The organism is Bacteroidota bacterium (assembly GCA_021300195.1).
Taxonomy (GTDB): Bacteria; Bacteroidota; Bacteroidia; order J057; family JAJTIE01; genus JAJTIE01.
Map to the genome: position 1 here is coordinate 1 of JAJTIE010000003.1, position 23,031 is coordinate 23,031.

21 protein-coding genes and 1 rRNA gene are annotated in these 23,031 nt (G+C 57.6%); 12 read left to right on the forward strand and 10 right to left on the reverse strand.

The window, feature by feature from the left end; all coding sequences use genetic code 11:
• Positions 1–126 (reverse strand): 16S ribosomal RNA (locus LW884_00775); the annotation flags it as partial.
• A gap of 732 nt (positions 127–858) precedes the next feature.
• On the opposite strand from LW884_00775, the gene LW884_00780 reads away from it, so the two are divergent.
• From LW884_00780 to LW884_00790, 3 genes are all read left to right on the forward strand, one after another.
• On the forward strand, positions 859–2,022 hold the full coding sequence (locus tag LW884_00780; protein MCE3006871.1) for a T9SS type A sorting domain-containing protein: 1,164 nt from the start codon (positions 859–861) through the stop codon (positions 2,020–2,022).
• 194 nt (positions 2,023–2,216) lie between these two features.
• Positions 2,217–2,786: a YeeE/YedE family protein gene (locus LW884_00785; protein MCE3006872.1), complete on the forward strand. Its 570-nt coding sequence runs from the start codon at positions 2,217–2,219 to the stop codon at positions 2,784–2,786.
• A gap of 19 nt (positions 2,787–2,805) precedes the next feature.
• A complete protein-coding gene (locus tag LW884_00790) occupies positions 2,806–3,219 on the forward strand; it encodes a YeeE/YedE family protein (protein MCE3006873.1) in 414 nt (137 codons plus the stop codon).
• 12 nt (positions 3,220–3,231) lie between these two features.
• On the opposite strand, the gene LW884_00795 is transcribed toward LW884_00790, so the two are convergent.
• From LW884_00795 to LW884_00805, 3 genes are all read right to left on the reverse strand, one after another.
• Entirely contained in the window at positions 3,232–3,681 is a 450-nt protein-coding gene (locus LW884_00795; GenBank protein MCE3006874.1) for a MarR family transcriptional regulator, read from the reverse strand.
• Between the two features lie 123 nt (positions 3,682–3,804).
• A complete protein-coding gene (locus LW884_00800) occupies positions 3,805–4,350 on the reverse strand; it encodes a carboxymuconolactone decarboxylase family protein (GenBank protein ID MCE3006875.1) in 546 nt (181 codons plus the stop codon).
• A 62-nt stretch (positions 4,351–4,412) separates the two neighbouring features.
• Positions 4,413–4,772, reverse strand: coding sequence for a helix-turn-helix transcriptional regulator (locus LW884_00805; GenBank protein ID MCE3006876.1), 360 nt, complete (start codon positions 4,770–4,772; stop codon positions 4,413–4,415).
• Between the two features lie 121 nt (positions 4,773–4,893).
• Between LW884_00805 and LW884_00810 the strand changes: the two genes are divergently transcribed.
• From LW884_00810 to LW884_00820, 3 genes are read left to right on the forward strand one after another with little or no spacing between them, the layout of a single operon-like run.
• Positions 4,894–5,736, forward strand: a complete 843-nt coding sequence (locus LW884_00810) for a type 1 glutamine amidotransferase domain-containing protein (GenBank protein ID MCE3006877.1) — start codon at positions 4,894–4,896, stop codon at positions 5,734–5,736.
• Between the two features lie 9 nt (positions 5,737–5,745).
• Complete coding sequence (locus LW884_00815) at positions 5,746–6,567, forward strand: DUF481 domain-containing protein (GenBank protein ID MCE3006878.1); 822 nt, start codon at positions 5,746–5,748, stop codon at positions 6,565–6,567.
• Positions 6,568–6,627: 60 nt separating this feature from the next.
• On the forward strand, positions 6,628–7,239 hold the full coding sequence (locus LW884_00820) for an NAD(P)-binding domain-containing protein (GenBank protein MCE3006879.1): 612 nt from the start codon (positions 6,628–6,630) through the stop codon (positions 7,237–7,239).
• Between the two features lie 62 nt (positions 7,240–7,301).
• Here the strand turns inward: LW884_00820 and mfd are convergent, their stop codons facing one another.
• On the reverse strand, positions 7,302–10,622 hold the full coding sequence (mfd, locus tag LW884_00825; GenBank protein ID MCE3006880.1) for a transcription-repair coupling factor: 3,321 nt from the start codon (positions 10,620–10,622) through the stop codon (positions 7,302–7,304).
• 134 nt (positions 10,623–10,756) lie between these two features.
• Between mfd and LW884_00830 the strand changes: the two genes are divergently transcribed.
• Positions 10,757–11,215 (forward strand): thioredoxin family protein, encoded by a 459-nt coding sequence (locus LW884_00830; GenBank protein ID MCE3006881.1) that lies wholly within the window; start codon positions 10,757–10,759, stop codon positions 11,213–11,215.
• A 247-nt stretch (positions 11,216–11,462) separates the two neighbouring features.
• Here LW884_00830 and LW884_00835 read toward each other — a convergent pair whose 3' ends face one another.
• The 3 genes from LW884_00835 to LW884_00845 form a co-directional block, all read right to left on the reverse strand.
• Complete coding sequence (locus LW884_00835) at positions 11,463–12,017, reverse strand: hypothetical protein (protein ID MCE3006882.1); 555 nt, start codon at positions 12,015–12,017, stop codon at positions 11,463–11,465.
• Positions 12,018–12,113: 96 nt separating this feature from the next.
• Positions 12,114–12,998 carry an SDR family oxidoreductase gene (locus LW884_00840; protein ID MCE3006883.1) on the reverse strand — a complete coding sequence of 295 codons (885 nt, stop codon included), beginning with the start codon at positions 12,996–12,998 and terminating at the stop codon, positions 12,114–12,116.
• Between the two features lie 153 nt (positions 12,999–13,151).
• Positions 13,152–14,063 carry a helix-turn-helix transcriptional regulator gene (locus tag LW884_00845; protein MCE3006884.1) on the reverse strand — a complete coding sequence of 304 codons (912 nt, stop codon included), beginning with the start codon at positions 14,061–14,063 and terminating at the stop codon, positions 13,152–13,154.
• 192 nt (positions 14,064–14,255) lie between these two features.
• On the opposite strand from LW884_00845, the gene ispG reads away from it, so the two are divergent.
• The 4 genes from ispG to LW884_00865 all read left to right on the forward strand — a co-directional run bounded on the left by ispG (position 14,256) and on the right by LW884_00865 (position 19,481).
• Positions 14,256–16,247, forward strand: a complete 1,992-nt coding sequence (ispG, locus tag LW884_00850) for a (E)-4-hydroxy-3-methylbut-2-enyl-diphosphate synthase (protein ID MCE3006885.1) — start codon at positions 14,256–14,258, stop codon at positions 16,245–16,247.
• 164 nt (positions 16,248–16,411) lie between these two features.
• Positions 16,412–17,392 (forward strand): NAD-dependent epimerase/dehydratase family protein, encoded by a 981-nt coding sequence (locus LW884_00855; GenBank protein MCE3006886.1) that lies wholly within the window; start codon positions 16,412–16,414, stop codon positions 17,390–17,392.
• Between the two features lie 9 nt (positions 17,393–17,401).
• A complete protein-coding gene (locus tag LW884_00860) occupies positions 17,402–18,154 on the forward strand; it encodes a glycosyltransferase (protein MCE3006887.1) in 753 nt (250 codons plus the stop codon).
• A gap of 298 nt (positions 18,155–18,452) precedes the next feature.
• Positions 18,453–19,481 (forward strand): acyl-CoA desaturase, encoded by a 1,029-nt coding sequence (locus LW884_00865; GenBank protein ID MCE3006888.1) that lies wholly within the window; start codon positions 18,453–18,455, stop codon positions 19,479–19,481.
• 127 nt (positions 19,482–19,608) lie between these two features.
• On the opposite strand, the gene ggt is transcribed toward LW884_00865, so the two are convergent.
• Together ggt and LW884_00875 are read right to left on the reverse strand one after the other, a co-directional pair.
• The gene (ggt, locus tag LW884_00870; protein MCE3006889.1) at positions 19,609–21,297 is read right to left on the reverse strand and encodes a gamma-glutamyltransferase; all 1,689 of its coding nucleotides are present in this window, start codon (positions 21,295–21,297) and stop codon (positions 19,609–19,611) included.
• Positions 21,298–21,369: 72 nt separating this feature from the next.
• The gene (locus LW884_00875; protein ID MCE3006890.1) at positions 21,370–22,140 is read right to left on the reverse strand and encodes a DUF4197 domain-containing protein; all 771 of its coding nucleotides are present in this window, start codon (positions 22,138–22,140) and stop codon (positions 21,370–21,372) included.
• A gap of 104 nt (positions 22,141–22,244) precedes the next feature.
• Between LW884_00875 and LW884_00880 the strand changes: the two genes are divergently transcribed.
• Positions 22,245–23,021 (forward strand): DUF695 domain-containing protein, encoded by a 777-nt coding sequence (locus tag LW884_00880; GenBank protein ID MCE3006891.1) that lies wholly within the window; start codon positions 22,245–22,247, stop codon positions 23,019–23,021.
• Positions 23,022–23,031: the final 10 nt, after the last annotated feature.

Sequence of the window (23,031 nt, forward strand, 5' to 3'; positions counted from 1 at the left end):
GCCCGGAGGTACGTTCCTTACGCGTTACGCACCCGTTCGCCGCTCTTCCCGAAAGAAGCGCTCGACTTGCATGTATTAGGCCTGCCGCTAGCGTTCATCCTGAGCCAGGATCAAACTCTCCATTGTAAAAGAAGTTGATCCTCTCAATTCGATTCTACCGTTTACCTTTTCCCCAGATTTTCAAAGAACTTTATAACATCTGAGCGCGATCTGTCTTTTTGACTTCTTTTGCTCAGGGTTACCGTCGAATGGGAGGGCAAATTTAGATGCAGTTGTGGTACTTGTCAATACCTCTCCTCCTTTTTTCTCTCTTTTTTTGAAAAAAATGTGGAAGCTCCTATCCGGCCAGGCCCGGCATGCCCTGGCACTACCGCGTAGGTAGCATGCGTAGCCACAGCTGAGTACGGCAAAATGAAGCGAGGCCCCACCCTTGCCAGATCCGCGTAGTCTTATTCTGGTATAATTTTAGTTTTATTCCTTTGGGACAACAGAGATGGCCGGGGTTATCGTAAAACTTGCTACATATGCACTATTCAAACATTTCTTCAACCTACTTACAATATGAGCCTCTTTACAAACTTTCTTTATTTGCCTGTATTCCTATGCGCATTTATATCCATAGGTTATAGCCAGTGCACATACACCTCTGTGGCAAACGGGAACTGGACAAGCAACAGCACCTGGACGTGCAGTGGCTGTTCGGGCCCATGCACGGTGCCCTCGGCAACAAGCCACGTGGTGATTGGGCACAGTGTATGGCTGAATACAGATGTTAGCCGAAGTGGGAACCTTACTGTAAACTCCGGTGGACAGCTGTATAGTACGGCCTCGGGTGCAAACAGCAGGAAGAACCTGAGTATGACCGGGGGCACACTTTCAGTATCGGGAACCCTGCTGGTAGAAAACCTGACCGTGGCAGCCGGGGCGAGCACCCAGGTGCAGAGCGGCGGGCTGGTAACAGTACGGCGCGACTATACAAACAGTGGGTATCTAGCCGTCTGGGGCGGGCTCGTTGTGGAACGAACCTTTACGAACCTTGCTACCGGGGATGTAGACGTATACGGCAACATGCAGGTGGACGCTAACCTGGACAATACTGGCGGCAACTTTGAGGTACATACAACCGGAGATCTGACTGTAAATGGCAGCATCAACAACTCGGGCGGCACCTTTACCAACAGTGGCCATGTGTATGTAGATGCCAACCTGCGTAATAATCCGGGTGGTGTGCTAAATGGAAGCGGAGCCTGGGACGTAAACATCAACACGATCAATACGGCGGGGGGTATCATTACAGGCGGGCTAGATTTTTGCGACTACGATGTCTTCAATCAGTGCCTGCTGGACAACGCCTGTGTGTCTCTGGCCTGCTCGCTTAGCTGCCAGAGCACTGCAAACCCGCTGGTGGGCGGTGGTGGGGGCGTGATAGACTCTGCAAGCCTGATGGTGTGTGGCATTGCCATAGATGCGGTACTGAGTGGTACCAATCCCATTCTGCTAAGTGGTAGCATGGTGGGCGAAGAGGCCCGGCTGGTGTGGCGTAGTAACTACGAACAGAATACACTGGCATACACCGTATTGCGGAGTGTAGACGGTGTGTCTTATGAGCAGATAGAGCAGCAGCCTGCCATAAGCAACACCAGCAGCCCGGTGGAATATACGTACCGGGATAGGGGCAAAACCGGTGCGCTGTACTACCGGGTAACGCGGATGGATCTGGACGGAAACACAGTACAGAGCAATGTGGTAACCCTTACAAACCAGGGTGCCCTGGGGCTGGCGCTTTACCCAAATCCGGCAGATGGGAGGTTCCAGCTGGCACTGAGTGGCCTACCCGAGGGAATAGTGCAGATACAGATCTTCAATACCATGGGCCTGAGGGTCCAGCAATACACCCTCCGGGCTGCACCCATGCAGCGCAGCCTGGCTATGCCTGTGGCTATACAGCTGGCACCCGGCACCTACTATGTGCGCGCGCTTAGTATGGCAGGTGCTGTGCAGCAAAAGCTAATCATCCAGTAAGCCGAGCGGGGTATGGATGCCTGGAGACTCCCACGCTGCACAGCACGACAGCCTGTGGCTCAATCTGGGCACAGACCCGGCAATGTATTTTTGCGTGGATGCATTGCCGAAAATTCCGATCTGCACTATCTTTGATTCTGCATAATTGAAAATCCGTTCATGTAACTGAATGGCAATCACTTCAAGACCGAGTCATGCTGTTGTTTAATCTGCTCTCCGACCCCTGGCCCTGGTATATAGCCGGGCCGCTTGTGGGCCTGATGGTACCCATCCTGTTGCTCATTGGCAATAAGAGTTTTGGCATTAGCAGCAGCCTGCGGCACCTGTGTGCCGCCTGCGTGCCCGCGGGCATCCCTTTCTTCCAGTACAACTGGCGTGCCGAGCGCTGGAACCTCCTCTTTGTAGCTGGGGTAATTCTGGGTGGTGGGGTGGCTGCCCTGGGTATGCAGGGCGATCACCCCGTGGGGATTACGCCTTGGATGCAGCAGCACCTGACCGAACTGGGGGTGCAGGATTTTGGTGGACTACTGCCCCAGGATGTTTTTGGCCTGGCGCAGCTGGGCAGTGTGCGCAGCCTGGTTTTCTGGGTTGTAGGTGGGTTTATGGTGGGGTTTGGCACCCGCTATGCGGGTGGGTGTACCTCCGGGCATAGCATATTGGGCATTAGCACCCTGCAGTGGCCCAGCGTGGTGGCCACCTGCTGCTTTATGGTGGGCGGCTTCTTGTCCACCCATCTTCTGGTACCCTTCCTTTTGTCTCTTTAGCCTGTTTATTCCTGTTAGCATGGTTCAGTCCATTCTTTATCTTCTATCTGGCCTTTTCTTTGGTATTGTGCTGGTAAAGGCCCAGGTCATCTCCTGGTTTCGTATCCAGGAGATGTTTTATCTGGAGTCCTTTCACCTGTATGGGGTCATTGGCTCTGCCATCGTTACAGGGCTTTTAAGCTACCAGCTGCTTCGCCGCCTGGGCATCAAATCCGCAGATGGCAAGCCAATCCAGGTAGACAGGAAGCCCTTTCACCCGGGTGTTATCATAGGTGGTACACTGTTCGGCATAGGGTGGGCTATTACGGGTGCTTGCCCGGGGCCGCTGTATGCCCTACTGGGTAGCGGGTATGCGGCAGCTGCGGTCATGATTGTGTCGGCCATGCTGGGGGTATGGGTCTACGGCCTCATCCGCGACCGGCTATGGCACTAGCACCAGCCTGCGCTACGTAGCATGCTGGGTAGTCAGCAGTGCAGTCAGCTTCTCCAGGCACGTGTTCATTGCCTGCACTTCTTCTGGTGGCAGGCTCTGCATGTGCGGCACTAGTCCTTGTAGCTTCTCGTCTATTCGGCTCAGCACCGCTCTACCAGCCGCCGAGAGGGTGATCTGCACCCGCCTTTTATCCTTTGTACAAGGCTTTATGTGCACCAGATCTTTGGCCTGCAGCCTGCTGATTAGCCTGCTGGTGTCGCTGCCCGGCTCCATCAGGCGCTGATGAATGTCTTGCACAGCCAGCGGGGTTTCGTTTGCGCCCCGGAGTATGCGTAGGGCATTCAGCTGCTGCATCGTCAGGTTTTCACCTTCGGCTATCGCCACAATATGCACACGAAGGGCACTGGAGGCCTTCAGCAGCAGCATCTGCAGCGCCATGTATTCGTTTGGGTACTTGGTCATTTTTCATATTGTATAGAATACTACCCGGATCCGACAGACTTAACATGGGCGCAATTAAAAAAGATTCAAAAAAAAGGGGCGCATACTGCGCCCCTTTTTACCCTATGCCTACCGCTATTCTGCTTAGGCAGTCTGTAGAGCCGGTGCGGCAGGAAAATCTACCGGTATGTGTGTGAGGTTGTGCAGGTAGTTGGTGAACGTAAGGTGCGAAACCTGGGCTACCACTTCTACGAGCGCCTGCTCCGTATAGCCTGCCCGGAAGAATGCGTCTACCACCTGGCCCTCGGCACGGCCACGGTTTTGGGTTATGCTACGTGCCAGCTTGGCCAGCGCGTCCAGCTTAGGGTCGGCCAGGGCAGCGGCGCGGGCTTGCAGCGTCTGCTCGTCGCTCAGTCCCTGCATCTTGCCAATGGCGGTGTGGGCAGCACGGCAGTAGTCGCACTGGTTTACCTCACTGGTGGCCAGCGCTACTACCTCCAGTTCCTTGCCGCTCAGGCTGCCTTTGCTCAGGGCCTGGCCAAAGCCCAGCTGGGCATTCAGTGCGGCAGACGAGTAGCCGGCGAAGGCATAGATATTGGGCACCATGCCGATCTGGCCTTTCAGCGAATCAAAAATCTGCTGACTCTCGGCATTTACCTCATTTTTGGTGGGGACAGAAAAAGTTTTCATAAGTGAGAAAATAAGATGAATTGAATTATGGGTTCAAAACATACATGTTTCAAACAATAGTTTCAATTAATCCTTTTTTCTTCCGAAATTCCTGCTTCCTGCATCAGCCACAGGCCATAATCTCTTAATAGCAAGATAATTGGGACTGCTGTCTTTCCCTTCTCTGTCAGGCTGTATTCCACCTTTGGGGGCACAACGGCGTATACCTGCCGGTGGATATAGCCGTCTGCTTCCAGCTCGCGCAGCTGCTGGGTCAGCATTTTGTGGGTTACGTGCTTCAGGCTGCTGCGCAGCTCGCCATAGCGCCACACCTGGTCCTTCAGGCGCCATAGTAGGGCCATCTTCCAGCGTCCGCCCAGCTGGTCGAGCACCAGCTCCACCGGATTCTCATACTTTTTACCGTCTATTTCAAAACCTGGCATATCCTTAAGTAGCTGATTATCAAATTTACTCACTTCCCTGTAAGTATAGTACTTTTTGGTATGTACTTGTACATTAGAGGTGTATCATAGATTTTTGCTATATAAACCAAATTCGAGAAAAATGAAAGTTATCTCAAAACAAGTATCACACCTGCTCGTGTGCGTGCTACTGAGTTCTATCGGCTTCGCACAGGGTGTGAAAGAAGTGGTGGGCACCCAGGCGGGCCATAGTGCCGAGCATCCGCCTAAAGGCAAGATCCTGATGATAGCCGCCAACCCCGGTGTAAGCAAGCAGACAGGCTGGCCCATTGGCTGCTGGGCTTCAGAGCTTACCCATCCCTATTATGAGTTTGAAAAAGCAGGCTACCAGATAGACATAGCCAGCCCGGCGGGGGGCAAGCTGGAGTTTGATGCCTACAGCAACCCCACGCACGAGAGTGGCTACTCGGCCCACGACTACCTGACGCTGGGCTTTATGCAGAGCCCGGCCAGGATGAAGCAACTGGAAAACTCGCTCAAGCTGGCAGAAGTGGACCTGCAGGCCTATGATGCCTACTTCTTCGTGGGGGGTCAGTCGCCTATGTACACTTTTCGGGGCAATGCAGAGGTGCTGAAGGGGCTGACACACATGTACGACAGCGGCAAGCCCACCGCCCTGGTGTGCCACAGCACCTGCCTGCTGCTGGATGCCAAACAGCGGAATGGCAAACGCATTGTGGAGGGTAAGACCTGGACGGGCTTTGCCGACTCGGAAGAGCAGTATGCAGACAGTTTTGTGGGCCAGCGCATCCAGCCCTTCTGGATAGAGACCGAGGCACGCAAGCTGCCCAACACTACCTTCAAGGTTCAGCCCGCCTTTACGCCCTATGCCATCCAGGATGGCACACTCATCACGGGCCAGCAGCAGAATAGCGGCCCTGCTGCCGCCCAGCTGGTACTACAGCAGCTGGAGAAGAAAAAATAAGCTTCTGTCGTGTCTATCAAGTTCCGGGGTCACCTTTCAGGCTGCCTACCTGGCCTACCCCGGCCAGGTAGCGCAGCCTGTGTGGCACTGGTGCTGTGGCTGGGTGGCTATAGCCATAACCTACAGGCCCAGCTGCTAGAGCAGGATACGGCCCGCTGGCAGCTAGCGGTTGGGCACAACCTCTTCTACAGCGAGGGGAATGTAGACCGGCTGCTGAATCGGTCGGATGCCAGCATCAAGTACCTGGCCGCCAAGTGGGGGGCCGCATCGGAGAGCCAGTACCTGTTTGGCACCTTTGGCCCCAGGGTTACGGAGAATGATGTGCTGAGCAAGCACTTCGTGTACCTGTGGCCGCGTGCCCGCTGGTATCCCTATGCGATGGTGTGGACAGAGGCCACCTTCCGCCGGCGGGTAGACCAGCGCTACCTGCTGGGCCTGGGCCTCAGCTGGGTAGCCATCCGGGCCAAGCAGTACCACCTGAAGCTGAGTGCCACTGCGGGCTGGGAGCAGGCCCAGTATGGCCGCCCCCGGCTGGTGAACCTGGACGACCAGACCGACCACCTGCAGGAACCACGGGCCGTGGCACGGCTGTATGGCTGGGTGCAGCTGCCCAAGCTGCTGAAACTGACCTACGAAGCCTGGTACCAGCACGCCTGGGTACATGCCAGCAATAAACGGCTGTTTGCACAGGCTAGCCTGCAGGTACCCGTACACCCGTCCATCAGCCTGCGAGCCACAACTCAATACTCCTACGACCAGATTCATGTACAGGGTACGGAGGATGCCGACCTTTATCTTACATTCGGGCTACAGTGGGCCTTTTCGGATTAGAACACACTGGACTGAACGCAGAGACAAAAATTTCTCAATCACTTTTTTTGATACAATAAAATGAAAATTGCAGTAATAGGCGCCGGAAACATTGGTGGCACCCTGGCCAAAGGCTGGGCCGCCAACGGACACGAGGTGTATGTAGGCGTACGAGACCCACAGGGCGACAAGGCAAAAAAACTGACAGGCATAGCCAACCTGAAGCTGTGCAGCGTAGCCGAGGCAGCAGCCGCCGCCCCGGTAATCCTGCTGGCCGCGCACCCGCCGGCTACCAAGGATATATGCACCCAGCTGGGCGACACCCAGGGCAAAGTGATTATCGACACCATGAACTCGGTATTTGCCAAGGCCGAGGGCTTTGACAGCACCTTTCGGGCCCTGCAGGCGTGGACCCAGGCCGAAGTGGTAAAGTGCTTCAACAGTACCGGCTTTGAGAACATGCTGAACCCGCGGTATGGAGACCAGGCGGTGGAGATGTTTATGGCCGGCAGCAGTGCCCGTGCCAAGGAGATAGCCAAACAGCTGTCGCTAGACCTGGGCTTTGCCGACTGTATCGACTTTGGCGGAGATGAGGAGGTGGGCCTGCTAGAGGACTTTGCCCGTATCTGGATCAACCTGGCCTTTAAGCAGGGACTGGGTCGCAGCTTTGCCATCAAACTGCTCAAGCGATAAACATCTGGGCCTACCCCGGCGGTGCACACCGGCAGGAGGGGCCAATCATAAGCCGCGCCACGCTAGGCCGTGGCAGGCTCCGGCAGCAGGTGCTTCAGGGCAAAGTACAGGTCCTTTACGGTCTCTACGGCTTTGATCTGCAGCACCAGCTTGTCGTTTTTCTGCTTCAGCCGCGCCGTATCGGCATGCTGCTGCACATAGCTGAGGATGTGGTGGAAGGCCTCAGACTGGTAATACAGGTCGTCCGGCCCGGGTGCCAGGGTCAGGCTCAGGCTTCCACCCTTCAGCACCACCTTGGCCATGCGCAGCTGCTCGCCCACCCAGCGGGCACGCACCGTGTCCAGCAGGTTCAGGGCCGGGGCGGGCATCGGGCCAAAGCGGTCTATCAGCTCGCGCGCCAGGGTCTGCAGGGCTGCCTCGTCGGTGGCCTCGCTCAGCTGGCGGTAGTAGTACAGGCGCTCGGCCACCTGGGGCACATACTCGGGTGGTAGCATCACGGGCTGGTCCGTCTCCACCACGGTTTCACTCGTATCCGCGCCCGTGGCCTCGTCATCCAGGCCTCTCTGCGCCTTCAGCTCCCGGATAGACTCATCCAATATCTTGTGGTACACATCATAGCCCACATCGGCTATGAATCCGCTCTGCTCCCTGCCCAGTATGTCTCCCGCACCGCGTATGTCCAGGTCGCGCATAGCAATCTGCAGGCCAGCCCCCAGCTCGCTAAACTGCTGGATAGCCTCCATGCGCTTGCGTGCATCATTGGGCAGGCCCGCCAGGGGTGGGCATAGCAGGTAGGCAAAGGCCTTCCGATTGCTGCGGCCCACGCGGCCCCGCATCTGGTGCAGGTCGCTCAGCCCATACATGTGCGCATGGTTGATGATGATGGTATTGGCATTCGGTATATCCAGCCCACTCTCTATAATGGTGGTGCTTACCAGAACATCGAATTCCCGGTTTACGAATCGCAGCAGGGTGTTTTCCATCTCGTCCCCGTCCATCTGCCCATGGGCGGTGGCAATGCGGGCATCGGGCAGCAGCTCCTTTATCAGCGCGGCATACTCCTCTAGCTCTCGCACCCGGTTGTGCACAAAGAAAGCCTGCCCCCCGCGCTTCAGCTCATGGGCCAGTGCATCGCGTATCAGCTCTTTGCTGAAGCCACTCACCACCGTCTCCACCGGCTGCCGGTTGGGCGGCGGGGTGGTGATGATGGAGAGGTCGCGGATGCCCAGCAGGCTGAACTGCAGCGTGCGTGGAATGGGGGTAGCCGTTAGGGTAAGGGTGTCTATGGTTTCGCGCAGGTGGCGCAGCCGCTCCTTGTGCCCTACGCCAAACTTGTGCTCTTCGTCAATAATCAGCAGACCCAGGTCTCGAAACTTCACCTCCTTGCCCAGCAGCTTGTGTGTGCCCACCAGTATATCTATTTTCCCCTCGGCCAGGCGTTTCAGGATGTCCTTCTGCTCGCCCGGGCTGCGAAACCGATTGATGAAATCAATGGTAAGAGGGAAGTCTGCCATCCGGTCTTGAAAGGTATTGTAGTGCTGCAGGGCCAGGATGGTGGTGGGTACCAGCAGGGCTACCTGCTTCCCCTCGGTAGCTACCTTGAATGCGGCACGTACGGCAATCTCTGTTTTGCCGAAGCCCACATCGCCGCACACCAGCCTGTCCATGGGCGTGGGGCTCTCCAGGTCTTCCTTCACCTCGCGGGTGGCCCGCTCCTGGTCGGGCGTGTCTTCGTACAGGAAGCTGGCCTCCAGCTCCTGCTGCAGGTAGGTGTCGGGCGCATAGGCCGTGCCATTGCTGGCCTTCCGCTTGGCATACAGCTCTACCAGGCTGAAAGCCAGCTCCTTTACCTTGCGCTTTACCTTGGCCTTGGTTCGGCTCCACTCGGCACTGCCCAGCTTGCTCAGCCGGGGCGCATTACCCTCCTTGCCGCTGTATTTGGCTATCTTGTACAGGGCGTTGATGTTCACATAGATCACATCGTCATCCTGGTAGAATATCTTCACCGCTTCCTGCTTGTGCTTGCCCACCTCTACGGTAGTGAGGCCGCCAAAGCGCCCAATGCCATGGTTGATGTGCGTGATAAAGTCACCCGGCGACAACTGCATCAGCTCGCGTAGGGTCATGTGTCCGCTCTCCTGGGCCTGGTTGCGCTTTTTGAAACGGTGATAGCGCTCAAAGATCTGGTGATCTGTGTAGCAAGCCAGCTTTAGCACCTCGTCTTCAAAGCCACCGGAGAGGGCGGCGCGTACCGGCTCGTAGTGCAGGCTGGCATCCAGCTGGTGCAGGATCTCTCGGATCCGGCGGTGCTGGGCCTCGCTGTCGCAGTAGATGTACGTCTGCCATCCGGCGGCCTGCCGCTGCGCCATGTGCGCTACCAGTAGCTCAAATTTCTTCTTGAAGAGGGGCTGAACCTGGCTGCGAAAGGATAAGTCCGAACCCGCATCTCCGGGGCGGGCCGCAAAGCCAATGTCTACCAGACAGAAAGCCCGCAGGTCTTTTTCCAGGGCCGGGCCCGCGTAGTACAGCTGCGCTGGCTCGGTATGCACGGTATCTCGGCCCTCTGTCAGCTGCTTCCACTGCTTGCGTGCCTTTTCTTCAAACTTCATCAGGTCGGCCACGGCATAGTCCGGGTCCTTTACATACCATACCGTATCGGGGCTCAGGTACTCGGGCAGGCTGATGCGCTGCTCCTGCACCAGGGTGCGAAAGTCGGGGATGATGCTTAGCTGCTCCATGCTGCGCGTGCTCAGCTGGCTACCGGGGGCAAACTCGCGTATGCTCTCTATGGCATCGCCCATAAACTCGATGCGGAAGGGCAGGTCGTGGCTGAAGCTGTACACGTCTATAATGCCGCCCCGTGTGGCATACTGGCCTGCCTCGGTTACGAAGCTGACGGGCTGATAGCCATACTCCTCCAGTACCTCGATGATGAGGTCCATGCCGGTTTCCTCACCCCGATGCACGTCCAGGGTGTGGGTTATCAGCGTATTGCGTGTTACCACCTTCTCAAATAGTGCCTCGGGGTAGGATACTACCAGCAGGCTGCCTGGCTGCGCCCGGCTTATCAGGTTCAGTGTTTCGCCCCGCTGCAGCACGTTGGCATTGTCCAGGGTGCTCAGCTCATAGGGCCGCTTGCTGGAGGCAGGTAGCAGTACCACCTGCTGCCCGGGTAGCAGTACCTCCAGGTCATTCAGCACCAGGTTGGCCTCTTCGCGGTCTTGCACCAGCACAATGCCATGCCTGCCCAGCTGGCTGAAGAGGGCGGCCACGGCACAGGCTAGCTGGCTACCCACCAGGCCTGTAAGGGCATGCCGCCCGGGGCCCAGCTGCTGTGCAAAGGCAGACAAACCCGGATACTGCAGGTAGTGCGAAGGAAGCATGAAAATTTGTGTCAAAAATGTGCCCACAAAGGTAACAAAACCATTGGGGCCTGCGTTTTGGAGACTACATGTTTCATTTGAAACAAATTTATTGGCACATATTTTGTATCTTGTTCTTGAATCTTAAAAACTCCATGAATACCACACGTATGAAAAACCTAAGACGATGGATTGGCTTGGGTGCCATTCTGCTGCTAAGTGCTGGCCCGGCTGTGGCGCAGGTTCAGTTCTTCCACGGCACCTGGGATGAAGCGCTGGCAAAGGCAAAAAAGGAGAATAAGCCCCTTTTGGTCGATTTCTGGGCAACCTGGTGCGGGCCTTGCAGGCTGATGAATACCAGCACCTTTCAGGACAAGCAGGTAGGTGCCTATACGAGCGATCACTTTATTGCCTACAAGGTGGATGTAGACCAGGAACGTGCCCTTGCGTCCAAATATAACATCCAGGCCATGCCCACTTTTGTGTTTATAGATGCAAAGGGCAAGGAACTGCACCGCGTAATGGGCTACCACAAGGCAGACAAGTGGCTGGCCGCCCTGAAGAATGCTAACGCCACGATAGGAGGCAGCCCGCAGAGTAATGCCGGCAGGTAAACCTCGCCCATAATCCTTACGCCTGCACGGATGTGGGGTGCGCCGGATGGCGTACAGAGGGGTACCCTACACAGGTAGAATAGCACCGGTAGTTGTACCGGCTACGCCTGCCTGCCCCGCTCCAGCGGTGGCGGGCAGTGCTGTTTATAGGGGGCCTTATTATGGCCCTTCCAGCGCATGCACGCGGGGGCAAAACGCCCCACTGCTGTGCAAGAGCCCAGTACAAGGGGGAGCTGTGGAGTAGAATCTACTCCAGCTGGAAAGTGCCGGCCCAGTACCACAGCTGGCCCTGTGGGCCGTCCATGCGCAGCACGTCCACCAGCACCGGGTAGGTGTGCAGGCTGCCCGCAGCATCCTGTGCCTCCAGCTGTAGCCGTAGGCGCCCACCCTGCAGGCCCGGCACCTGAAACTGGGTAGCCACGGATAGCAACGTATGGCCTGTGTACTGCAGGGCATAGCTGGGCAGGCGCTGGCGCTGCCAGTGCTGCTGCACACGCTGCCAGCTTTGCCGTGCGCGCTCGGCCATCTGCCGGTACAGCGAAACGAGGTCTCGCTCGCTAACCACCTGCTGGCTCGGGTATTGGGCTACAAAGCGGCTCCGGGCCTCTGTCAGCGCCGTCTCCGTAAGAGCCAGGCGTTCGGCCGTGTACCAGTCATCGGCCAGCAGGGCGCGCCCCAATTCATCGGCCAGCGCAGCGGCACTGGCCGCCCCACCCGGCTGGGCAGCCACCGGGCGCGGGCAAACAAGGCTCAGAGAAACGAGCGCTAGCGCGAAACAAACGCGCGGGACAGCAGGCAGCATGCCGCCAAGGTACATAAAAAAAGGGGCTGCAGAGCCCCTTTTTTACATCGCCGAACCCGCGCCTGGCTACAATGGCAAAACACAGGAATGTCGACACTATACGCGCGCCTTCTGCTGAACTTTCAGCAGGCCGTCTAGCTGCATGTTTTTGTACAGCCCCTCGGTAATGGCGGCCAGTTGGTCGTTGTAGGGCTTCAGGGCATCGGCCATGCCCAGGAAGTCTACGGGTGTGCGGAACGGGCGCTGGCCGGCAGGTGCCTCCAGTAGGGCCAGGATAGCCTCGGCCACCCGCTCGGGGCGCTGCTGGGGGGTGTTGTTTACAAACTCGAAGAAGGCCGCACCCATTTGCTGGGGCACATTCATAAAGTCTCCATAGGCCGCCACACGGCTGCTGTCGCTGGGCACCACCAGGTTCTCTACAAACCCAGTGAGGTAGCCCCCTGGCTCTATGATGGCCTGCTCTACCCCAAAGCTGGAAAGCTCAGCGCGATAGTTCTCGGCCATAGCCTCCACCGCCCATTTGCTGGCGTTGTAGATGCCGTAGAAGGGCATGGTAATGCGGCCCAGCAGGCTGGATATGTACACAATGAGGCCGCTGCCCTGCTGGCGCATGTGGGGCAGCACGGCGCGGTTGATGCGCTGGATGCCGAATACGTTGATGTCGAACAGGCGCTGCATGTCTTCGGGTGTAAAGTGCTCGATCATGCCCGCGCAGCCCACACCGGCGTTGTTGATCACAATGTCCAGGCTGCCTAGCAGCTCGATGGCTTTTTGCACACCCGCATTCACACTGTCGGTGCTGGTTACGTCTATCTCCACAATCTTGGCACCGGCAGCCTGCAGCTCTGCAGCCACGTCCTTGTTCTTGGTGCTTGCGTTGCGCATGGTTGCAACCACGGCGTAACCTTTCTGTAGAAGTAGTTTGGTGGTCAGGGTACCAAAGCCGCCACTGGCTCCGGTAATCAGTACGTTCTTACTCATTTTTTTAAGACTTTAGTTTTGGGTTAAAAAGTTGCGATTTTTATGAAGAAACTTGATGAAGTGCCTCTGCGCTGGACAAGCATTCTCACTTGACAAATTTGAAACACCAAGCGGAGAATTGCCATCCCCAAGTACAAGGAAAGCATACCCAAATCAAAGATTAACCGGATCGGCCCGATATTCGGCGGGACTTTGCCGGGTTTCGCGCTTGAAGAAGCGAGAAAAATGACCCGGTGCCGAAAAACCCATACGCTCGGAGATCTCCTTTATGCTTAGGTCCGTGTGCCGCAGGAGGGACTGGGCTGTAGCCAGCTGCCGGTCTTGTATCCATTGGCTAGCCGTTTTTCCTGTTTGGCGCTTCACTACCTGGTTCAGGTAGTTGGGGTGTAGGTTCAGCTGCCGGGCATAGTCCTGGGTCTGCAGCAGCAGGCTGGCCTGCTGGCGATACACGGCAGTGTGGTGAACCTCTAGCACGTGCAAGAAGGCATGCACAATGCGCTGGCTACGGCCAGGCGCATAGGCAGGCAGGTCTGCCACCCGTGTCTTAAGCTTGTATAGCAGGCTGACCAGCAAGCTACCCAGTATCTGAGACTGATAGGGGCCAGATAGTCGCACCTCCTGGCGGATGGGCTGATACAGGGTCTCCAGTTCGGCATAGGCATCCGGGCCAAAGTTCAGGGGAGGCACCGTCTGATTGAGCAGGAAAGGAAACTGCTCAAACACATCTGCCGCTACATGCGCGCGCAAAAAAGCCTCGGTGGTAGTAAGCAGCCAGCCATCCTGCAGGTGTTCTATGAAGAACGATTTCAGGTGGCCAGGATTTGTAAAATAAACTGTAAACGGGCCAAATGGGTGGGTATCCGCATCCAGGGTGTAGCTACCCCTACCCTCCTTTACAAAAACAAACGAAAAATAGCCGGAACGAAATACGGGCGAACAGAAAGGTCGCTCCGGGTGCAGCTCGGGCAAGAAGTGAAAAGTAAAGGCCGCATCCGGACCTATTATCTGCCCAAAGGACCGATAGAGCTGAGACAGCGTATCATGATAATGCGGGATGGATGCCATAGGAGAAAAACCGGGCACTCTGCCCAAGAAGTTAAGGAAATTATGGGGAAGAACATCAGCAGATTGTTAATTCCGCTTAAAATCTCGCTGCTTGCCGCAAACCCCTAGTATCTTTACTAGGTCTACAGGCTTTACGGGCCTTTTTTCCCGCACTTAGCGCGGGCGTGCATTATTCCACAAACCCAGTGCATCATGTCCAGTCCAGGCAACACGCTATCAGAAACACTAAATCACTACTGCCACAGCCTGCTACGCTACGAGCGGCTGCGTACGCGTGCCGTGCAGATAGGCCCCGTAGGTATAGGGGGCGATAACCCCATCCGGATACAGAGCATGACCACCGCCGACACCCTGGACACGGCTGCCACGGTGGCAGAGAGCATCCGGATGATAGAGGCCGGCTGCGAGCTGGTGCGCATTACGGCCCCCAGCATCCGCGAAGCGGAGAACCTGAAGGTCATCAAGCAGCAGATCCGCGCAGCGGGCTACAGCACGCCCCTGGTGGCCGACATCCACTTTACCCCAAACGCCGCCGAAATAGCCGCCCGCCTGGTAGAGAAGGTGCGCATAAACCCGGGCAACTATGCCGACAAGAAGAAGTTTGAGCAAATAGACTATACCGACGCGGCCTACCAGGCCGAGCTGGAGCGCATCCATCGGCGCTTTGCCCCCCTGGTAAAGATCTGCAAGGAGTATGGCACAGCCATGCGCATAGGCACCAACCACGGCAGCCTGAGCGACCGAATCATGAGCCGCTACGGCGACACACCCGAGGGCATGGTGCAGAGTGCCCTGGAGTTTGTAGACATATGCGAGGACCTGGGCTACCACGAGCTGGTAATCAGCATGAAGGCTAGCAACCCCCAGGTAATGGTGCAGGCGTACCGGCTGCTGGTAGCCCGCATGCTACAGCGGGGCACCGTGTACCCCCTGCATGTGGGGGTAACCGAAGCCGGTGACGGGGAGGATGGCCGCATAAAGAGTGCCCTGGGCATAGGCACCCTGCTGGCCGACGGTATAGGCGACACGGTGCGGGTAAGCCTGACCGAAGCCCCCGAGCACGAGATGCCCGTGGGCCGATACCTGGTAAACGCCTACACCCAGTATACTGGCAAGACAGACCACCGGCTGACAGACGTGGGCCTGCCCATAGACCCCTACCACTACAGCCGCCGACCCACCCGGGTGGTGTACAACCTAGGGGGCGAGCATGTACCACGCGTGATAGCCAACTTTAGCGAACGGCCCATTGGCGAGCAAGACTTGCTGCCCATCGGGCACTACTTCAGCTACCAGCAGGATAAGTGGACGATGACCGACAATGGGGCCGACTACGTGTACCTGGGCAGCCATGCCCCCGGCTTCATGCTGCCCAATGGCCTGCGGGCCATACTAGACTACCCCACCTGGGCAGCACAGGCCCAGCAGCAGAATACCTACCCCTACTTTGACACCCTGGAGACCTGGGAGGCGGCCCGGCTGCTGCCCCACCAGCCCAGCTTCATCCGCTTCACCATCGATGACCTAACCCACCCCCTGCTGCCCCAGGCAGCACAGGTGGCCAGCATACTGGTGCTGGAGGCTACCGGCCCCCTGCCGGTGCAGGAGTATCGCAATGCCCTCTTTCGCCTCAGCCAGCAGGGTATACGGGCCCCGGTGATCGTGCGGGCCTACCTACAGCCCCAGGAGGACGACACCCATACCGAGGCTGCCCGCCTGCAGCTAGAGGCGGGCAGCCTGCTGGCCCAGCTGCTGGTAGACGGCCTGCCCGATGGTTTCTGGCTACGTACCAACTATGCACGCTGGGATCGCGGACTGGTAAACCGAAGCCTCTTCACCCTGCTGCAGATGGCCCGCGCCCGCATCACCAAAACGGAGTACATCAGCTGCCCCAGCTGTGGCCGCACCCTATTTGACCTGCAAGACACCACCGCCCGCATCCGCGCCCGCACTGAGCACCTGAAGGGAATAAAAATCGGCATCATGGGCTGTATCGTAAATGGCCCGGGCGAGATGGCCGATGCCGACTATGGCTATGTGGGCAGTGGGCCGGGTGTAATCAGCCTATACCGGGGGCAGGAGCTGGTGCGCCCCAAGGTGCCCGCCACAGAGGCGGTAGATGCGCTGATCGACCTGATTCGCGAGGATGGCAACTGGGTAGAAGCGGGGCTGCCAGCGGCCTAGGCTACCAATAGCTTTCCCCCCACGTCTCCTACCTATGCGCCCAAGCACGGTAATCTGCCATGCGCTACCTGGTTGCGCCACACCACACACAGGCACGAAAAAACCGGAAAGGCCGTTATTTTCGTAGCTTTACAGCAGGCTCTCTTATCAATTCTGTATAAAGTATGAATCAACGTGCATTGGTACTCGGCGCAGGCGGCTTTATAGGCGGCCACCTGGTGAAACGCCTGAAGCAGGAAGGCTACTGGGTGCGGGGGGTAGACCTGAAGCATCCGGAATTCAGCCCCAGTGCGGCGGATGAATTCATCCTGGGCGACCTGCGAGACCCGCGTACCGTGGCCCAGGTGCTGGATGCCAGCATAACCGAAGTATACCAGCTGGCGGCAGACATGGGCGGCGCAGGCTACATCTTCACCGGCGAGCACGACGCAGATGTGATGCACAACTCGGCCACCATCAACCTGAATGTGGCAGACCGTGCCCGCCAGGTGGGCCTCCCCCGGCTGTTCTACAGCAGTTCGGCCTGCATGTACCCCGAGTACAACCAGCTGGACCCCGACAACCCCAAGTGCAGCGAAGACTCGGCCTACCCCGCCGCCCCGGATAGCGAGTATGGCTGGGAAAAGCTATTCAGCGAGCGCCTATACCTCAGTTACCACCGAAACTACGGGCTACCCGTACGCATTGCCCGCTTTCACAACATCTACGGGCCCGAGGGCACCTGGCAGGGCGGGCGAGAAAAAGCCCCCGCTGCCCTGTGCCGAAAGGTAGCCGAGGCCGCAGAGGGAGGCGAAATTGAGATATGGGGAGATGGAAGGCAAACCCGCTCATTCCTGTACATAGATGCCTGCGTGGAGGCCACCCTGCGCCTGATGCGTAGCAACTTTACAGGCCCGGTAAACATTGGCTCCGAAGAGATGGTGACCATAAACCAGCTGGCACAAATGGCCATAGAGCACAGTGGCAAAACCCTCGGACTGAAACACATAGAAGGGCCGCAAGGTGTGCGGGGCCGAAATTCGGACAACGCCCTGTATCAGGAAAAAATGGGCTGGGACCCAAAGTTCTCGCTCCGTGCAGGTATTGGCCTAACGTATGACTGGATTGGCACCCAGCTAGCTCAGCGCGAAAAGGCAGGCTTCTAGTACCCCCGCATGCACCCCTCCGGCCCCACCCTCTCTGTCATCACCGTATGCTATAATGGTGCACGCCACCTGGAAAAAACCCTGCAGAGTGTGCTAGGACAAACCTACCCGCACATAGAGTACTGGGTGATAGACGGAGCCAGCACCGATGGATCGGTGGACATCATAGAACGCTATGCCGACCGGCTGGCTGGCTGGATAAGCGAACCAGACAAGGGGCTGTATGATGCCATGCAGAAGGGACAAGACCGTGCCACCGGCGATTTCATCCTGTTTCAGAACGTGGGCGACCTATTCTACAACGAGCGTACCGTAGAAAACGTCTTTGCCAACTACCAGGGCGAAGACTTCCTGTACGGCGACACCGTCATCATAAACGATGCGGGAGAAGAGCTGGGTATGCGCGTGCACAAACGGCTCCCGCGCCAGCTGTCGGCCGCATCCTTCCGCTGGGGGATGGTGGTAGGACACCAGGCTATGTTTGTGCGGCGTAGCCTGTGCGGGCCCTTCAGGCAGCAGCAGTACCCCTGCTCGTCCGACCTGGACTGGGCGATCGTAGCTGCCAGGCGAGCCCAAAAATTCAAAAATGTGCACACCATTGTGTCCAGATATTTATTCGGCGGAAACAGCCATGTGCAGCGCAAAAAGTGCCTAAAAGAGCGATGGAGCATACTCCGGAAGCATTATGGACTACTAACTACCCTGAGTATACATCTGCTCATTGCCATCAAGTTTGCCCTGGGTGGTTTCAGAATCCGATAATAATGTGCAATTTACAGGTGTAGTAGGCGTTCTATCACTGCTGACACGTGAAGGTCTGAAGTCCATTTATTCCTAAATTCAGATCCTCCCGGCTCAAAATCATCAGCTAGTCTATAGTTTAAGCGCACTACTGCTGATCCCTTCCCCCCTTATGATGATGAAAACAGTTACTGCTCCAAGCTACTCAGGCCCCAAGGTCCGATTCCGAAACGGCGAGAACAATTTCTTTACTGAACTACGACAACGGGTGGACGCCTACTTTGAAGGTAGCGGCCGCGCCCGTACAGCTAATTTCTACATGCACTTCCGCACCGCTGTGCTGCTGGCAGCCTATGTGGGCAACATGGCACTTATCCTGCTAGGTGGCCTGAACCTGTGGGCCGTGCTAGGCCTGCTGGTGCTGCAGGGTGCACTTACGGCTGCAGTCGGCTTCAATGTGGCACACGATGCCATACACGGCAGCTACAGCAGCAACCCCTGGGTGAACCGGCTGCTGAGCTACAGCATGAACCTGATAGGAGGTAGCTCCTATGTGTGGAGCCTGAGCCACAACATTGTACACCACACCTGGACCAACGTGCATGGTGTGGACGACGACCTGGTAGTGGCCAGCTTTATCCGCCTGAGCCCGCACCAGAAGTGGCGCAAGGTGCACCGCTATCAGCACCTGTTTGCCTGGCCAGTGTATGGCCTGGCCACCATCTTTTGGGTAACCGTAAAGGACTTCAAGAAAATGGCCGATCCCAGCATTGGCCCACTGAAGCGTAAGCATCCGGCCAAGGAGTGGGCTTGGCTTGTTTTTACCAAAGCGTTCTACTTTACCTACAGCGTGGCGCTGCCGCTTGTGCTGATGGACATTACCTGGTGGCAGTTTCTGATCGGCTATGCCGCCTGGCACCTCACTGCCGGTATCATCCTGGGGGTTGTTTTCCAGCTGGCCCATGTGGTAGAAGAGACGGGGCACCCCGTACCCTCAGAGACCGGCGATATCGATAACGCCTGGGCACAACACCAGCTGGCTACCACCCATAACTTTGCCCGCAAAAGTGGTTTTCTGGCCTGGTACGTAGGGGGGCTGAATTTTCAGATCGAACACCATCTGTTTCCAAAAATATGCAGCGTGCACTACCCTGCCCTTAGCAAGATTGTGAAGGAAACGGCAGACAAACATGGCGTACCCTACCTGGAGCACAATACCATGCGCGGTGCGGTGCTGAGCCACTACCGTGCGCTGCGCATGCTAGGCAACAAGCATGTACCTGTAGGTGCCTTCAGTCCCCTGCGCCGCGAGGAGAAGCCCGAAGCCCTGGCAGCCACTACGGTATAGCCCGGAGCCAGCTTCCCGCTGGAAAGAAAAACGAAAGAGAATAGAAACGAGGCCCTGGAAAAACAGCCAGGGCCTCGTTTCTTTTTGTGAACAGGCAAGACCGACAGCGGCAGATAGAGGGAGAATACTAGGGCAAGGTGGTGCCCACAGCATCCGACCGAGGCTCTACCCCCAGCTGTAGGCTGCCATCTGGCAAGATACGGATGGCATTCAGCAGGGCGATATGGTCGGGCCTGCGCAGCTGGTGGCCACGGGCTTCCAGCCGCCTTAGGGTGGAGGGGTCAAAGCCCTGGGCTTCCAGCTGCAGCTCGTCGGGCAGCCAGGCGTGGTGAAAGCGGGGTGCCGCCACAGCCCGCTGCAGGTCTAGCCCAAATACGGTTACATTCAGATACAGCTGCAGTACCGCGCTAATGATAGCCCGGCCCCCTGCTGCACCCAGCAGTAGTTCGGTCTGGCCAGCCCGGGTTATGAGGGTGGGTGTCATACTACTAAGGGGCCTGTGGCCTGGCCGCAGCAGGTTGGCCCGGCCATAGGCCAGGCTATCTGCGGCTATGTGGTAGGGGTTCACCACAAAGTCATCCAGCTGGTTATTCAGCAGGAAGCCGGAAAAACCCACCACTACCCCAGAGCCATACAGCCCATTCAGGGTGGTGGTAACGGCAATGGCATTGCCGGCAGCATCCACAATGTTGTAGTGCGTGGTGTGGTCGGGCTCGGCAGGCTGGCCCGCACCTACCACGGTGCCACTGGGCGTGGCTCGATTTGGGTCGAAAAAGCGCTGCGCACGGGCACGCAGGTAGGCCGCGCTTGCCAGGGCCTCAGTGGGCACGGCGGTGTCTCCCCCATAGTAGGCCCTATCGGCAAAGGCGTAGCGGCTTAGCTCGGCCAGCAGGTGCACATAGGCATCGCTATTGTGGCCTAGCTGAGACAAATCCACCTGCAGGGCTTCTATCATGCCCAGTATCTGCTGCAGGGCCAGCCCGCCGCTGCAGGGGAAGGGCAGCGTATAAAGGGTACGGTCGCCCTGCTGGAAGCGATAGGGGGTGCGCCACTGGGCCTGGTACTGCTGCAGGTCTTGGTGGGAGATAAGGCCCCCCGCGCGCGCCATCTCTTCCACAATCAGGTCTGCCGTCTCGCCTGCATAAAAGCCCGCCCGCCCCTGCTGCTGGATGCGCTGCAGGCTACGCACCAGGTCGTACTGGCGTATGCGATCGCCCGCCTGCCAGGGGTCTCTTTTTACAAAATCAACGGGGCTGCCGTTGTGGACAACGAAGGTCTCGCGGAATTCATTTAGCCGCCTGGCCTGTAGGGCTGTAAGGGCAAAGCCCCTGCCTGCCAGCTGCACAGCCGGCTCTATCAGGCTGGGCCAGGGCAGGCTGCCATGCCGCTGGTGCAGCTGCCACATGCCATCTACTGTGCCGGGCACCCCACAGGCCAGGTGTCCCACCTGGCTAAGGCCAGGAACGGCCGCACCCTGCTCATCCCGGTAGCGCGCGGGGGTAGCAGCAGCAGGGGCCTGCTCGCGGTAGTCCAGGGCTTCCACCTCGCCACGGGCCGGGCGGTATAGCAGGAAACCGCCACCACCGATGTTTCCGGCCTCGGGTAGCACCACGGCCAGGGCAAACTGCACGGCTATGGCAGCATCCACGGCATTGCCCCCTTGCTTCAGGATATCGATACCCACCTGGGTAGCCAGGGGATGATCGGTTACCACGCCAGCCTGTCGGGCTAGGCCAGGGGCCTTTGGCGGTGCATCCTGTGCCTGCACACCCAGTGCGGCGAAGAGGAAAAATAGGCAGAACAGATGTATTCGCATTCCACAAGATAGGTACCGATCCCGCAATCTCCTATCCACCGAACCATCAGGATACAAGCCGTGTGGTTCGGCCTAATCTTGCAGGGCAAATACGCGGCGCAGAATTTCCTTGACGCGGGCCAGTGGGTCGCGCCGGATGCGCTTTTCTTCTGCACCCACCTTCTGGAACAGGCCGTCCAGGGCCCGCTCGGTTACATACAGAGACAGATCTGCCGGGAGCAGGGCAAAGGTCTGCCCGCCCAGCAGGCTCTGGGCCGTATTGTAGGTACTGATGACGGGGTTGTAGGCACCCACAATCGTGTTCCAGGCCTGCTGTGCCCCTACGCCCTCCAGGCTGGCCTGGATGTCGGGCTTAAAGGCACTGGTCAGGTTGGCATAGGTGCTCGTCTTCAGATAACTAGTGGCTGCCAGGCTGTCTCCCTTCACAATGTTGATTCCGTCGGTAATGGTGATATCGGTAATGGCCTCTACAAAAATGGGCTTGGCCTTGGCGGCGGCATCCTCAGCGGCACGATTCATCTTCAGCTGAAAGTCGTCCATGGCACTGCTGAAAGCAGCCCCCAGGCCGGGTATGGTGGTGGCAGCGTTATACACGTTCTGGGCCTGCGGGGGTAGCAGTATGCGCACGGCCAGGTCTTGCCAGTAGCCATTGGTTTTGTTTAGGGTAGCCACACTGGTATCCGTGCCCTGGTTCAGGGCTGTCTTCAGGCCCTGCACGATATCAGCGTCTGTTACAGGGATATTCCCGCTCAGGATGTCGGTCACGCTGTCGTCCTCGTTACAGGCAGCAAGGGCAGCCAGGGCAAAAAACAAGCAGGTGGCACTAAGTAGTCTGGTAAACATGGCAGATTTTTTGGCAATGAAAGATAGCGGATATACGAGCCTGATGCAAAAAGGATGCCAGGGTATTTTGAACAACAAGACAGCGCGCGTTTCTTCTATTTGCTATGTTTACAGGCATGGAGCCGCACGTGGAGCCGCAATGGGAATACTACGAAACGAAGATAGGCGGTAGCCCTGCCCACATCCATGTAGACCTGAGCCTGGGCGGACGCTTCCCGGTTTCGCGGCTACCCATACTGGGGTGGGTGTGGCTACAGCTAGACGACCCAGACCCTGCGGGCCACCCGCAGGGCATAGAGTATGAACTGATCGAGCAGCTGGCCCTGGAGCTAGACGCATTTATGGGCGAGCGGCATCGTGCCCGGCTGGTGGGGCGCAATGCCTATCTGGGCCGGGTAGAGTTTTACTTTTATGCACGGACAAGCAAGGGCTTTGACACGGCTGTTCATGTAGTGATGAGCCGATTTGGCCTGCTGGACTACTGCTACGATCACAAGCCGGATGCGGACTGGTCTTTCTTTGAGGAATTTCTGCTACCGGGCATCTGGGAGCTGCACTGCATCCGAAACCGGAAGATGCTGGAGCTGCTGCGAGACCAGGGTGATAGCCTACAGACAGTTCGGCCCCTGGAGCACTGGTTTTACCTGGCCCAGCGCAGCCAGGCCGAGGACCTGTGGCAGATGCTGGCAAGCCGGTCGTTCCAGCAGATCTCACTCAGGGAAGAAACCGAATATCCTGAGCAGCCCTGGGCCCTGAAGGTAGCACGGCCCGATGCACTGGAAGAGGCGCACCTGAATGAGCTGGTGCGCGAGATGCTGGCCCTATCCGAAGCCTGTGCGGGCACCTATGACGGCTGGGAGTGCGAGGCATTCCCGGAATAAAAAGGCCCAC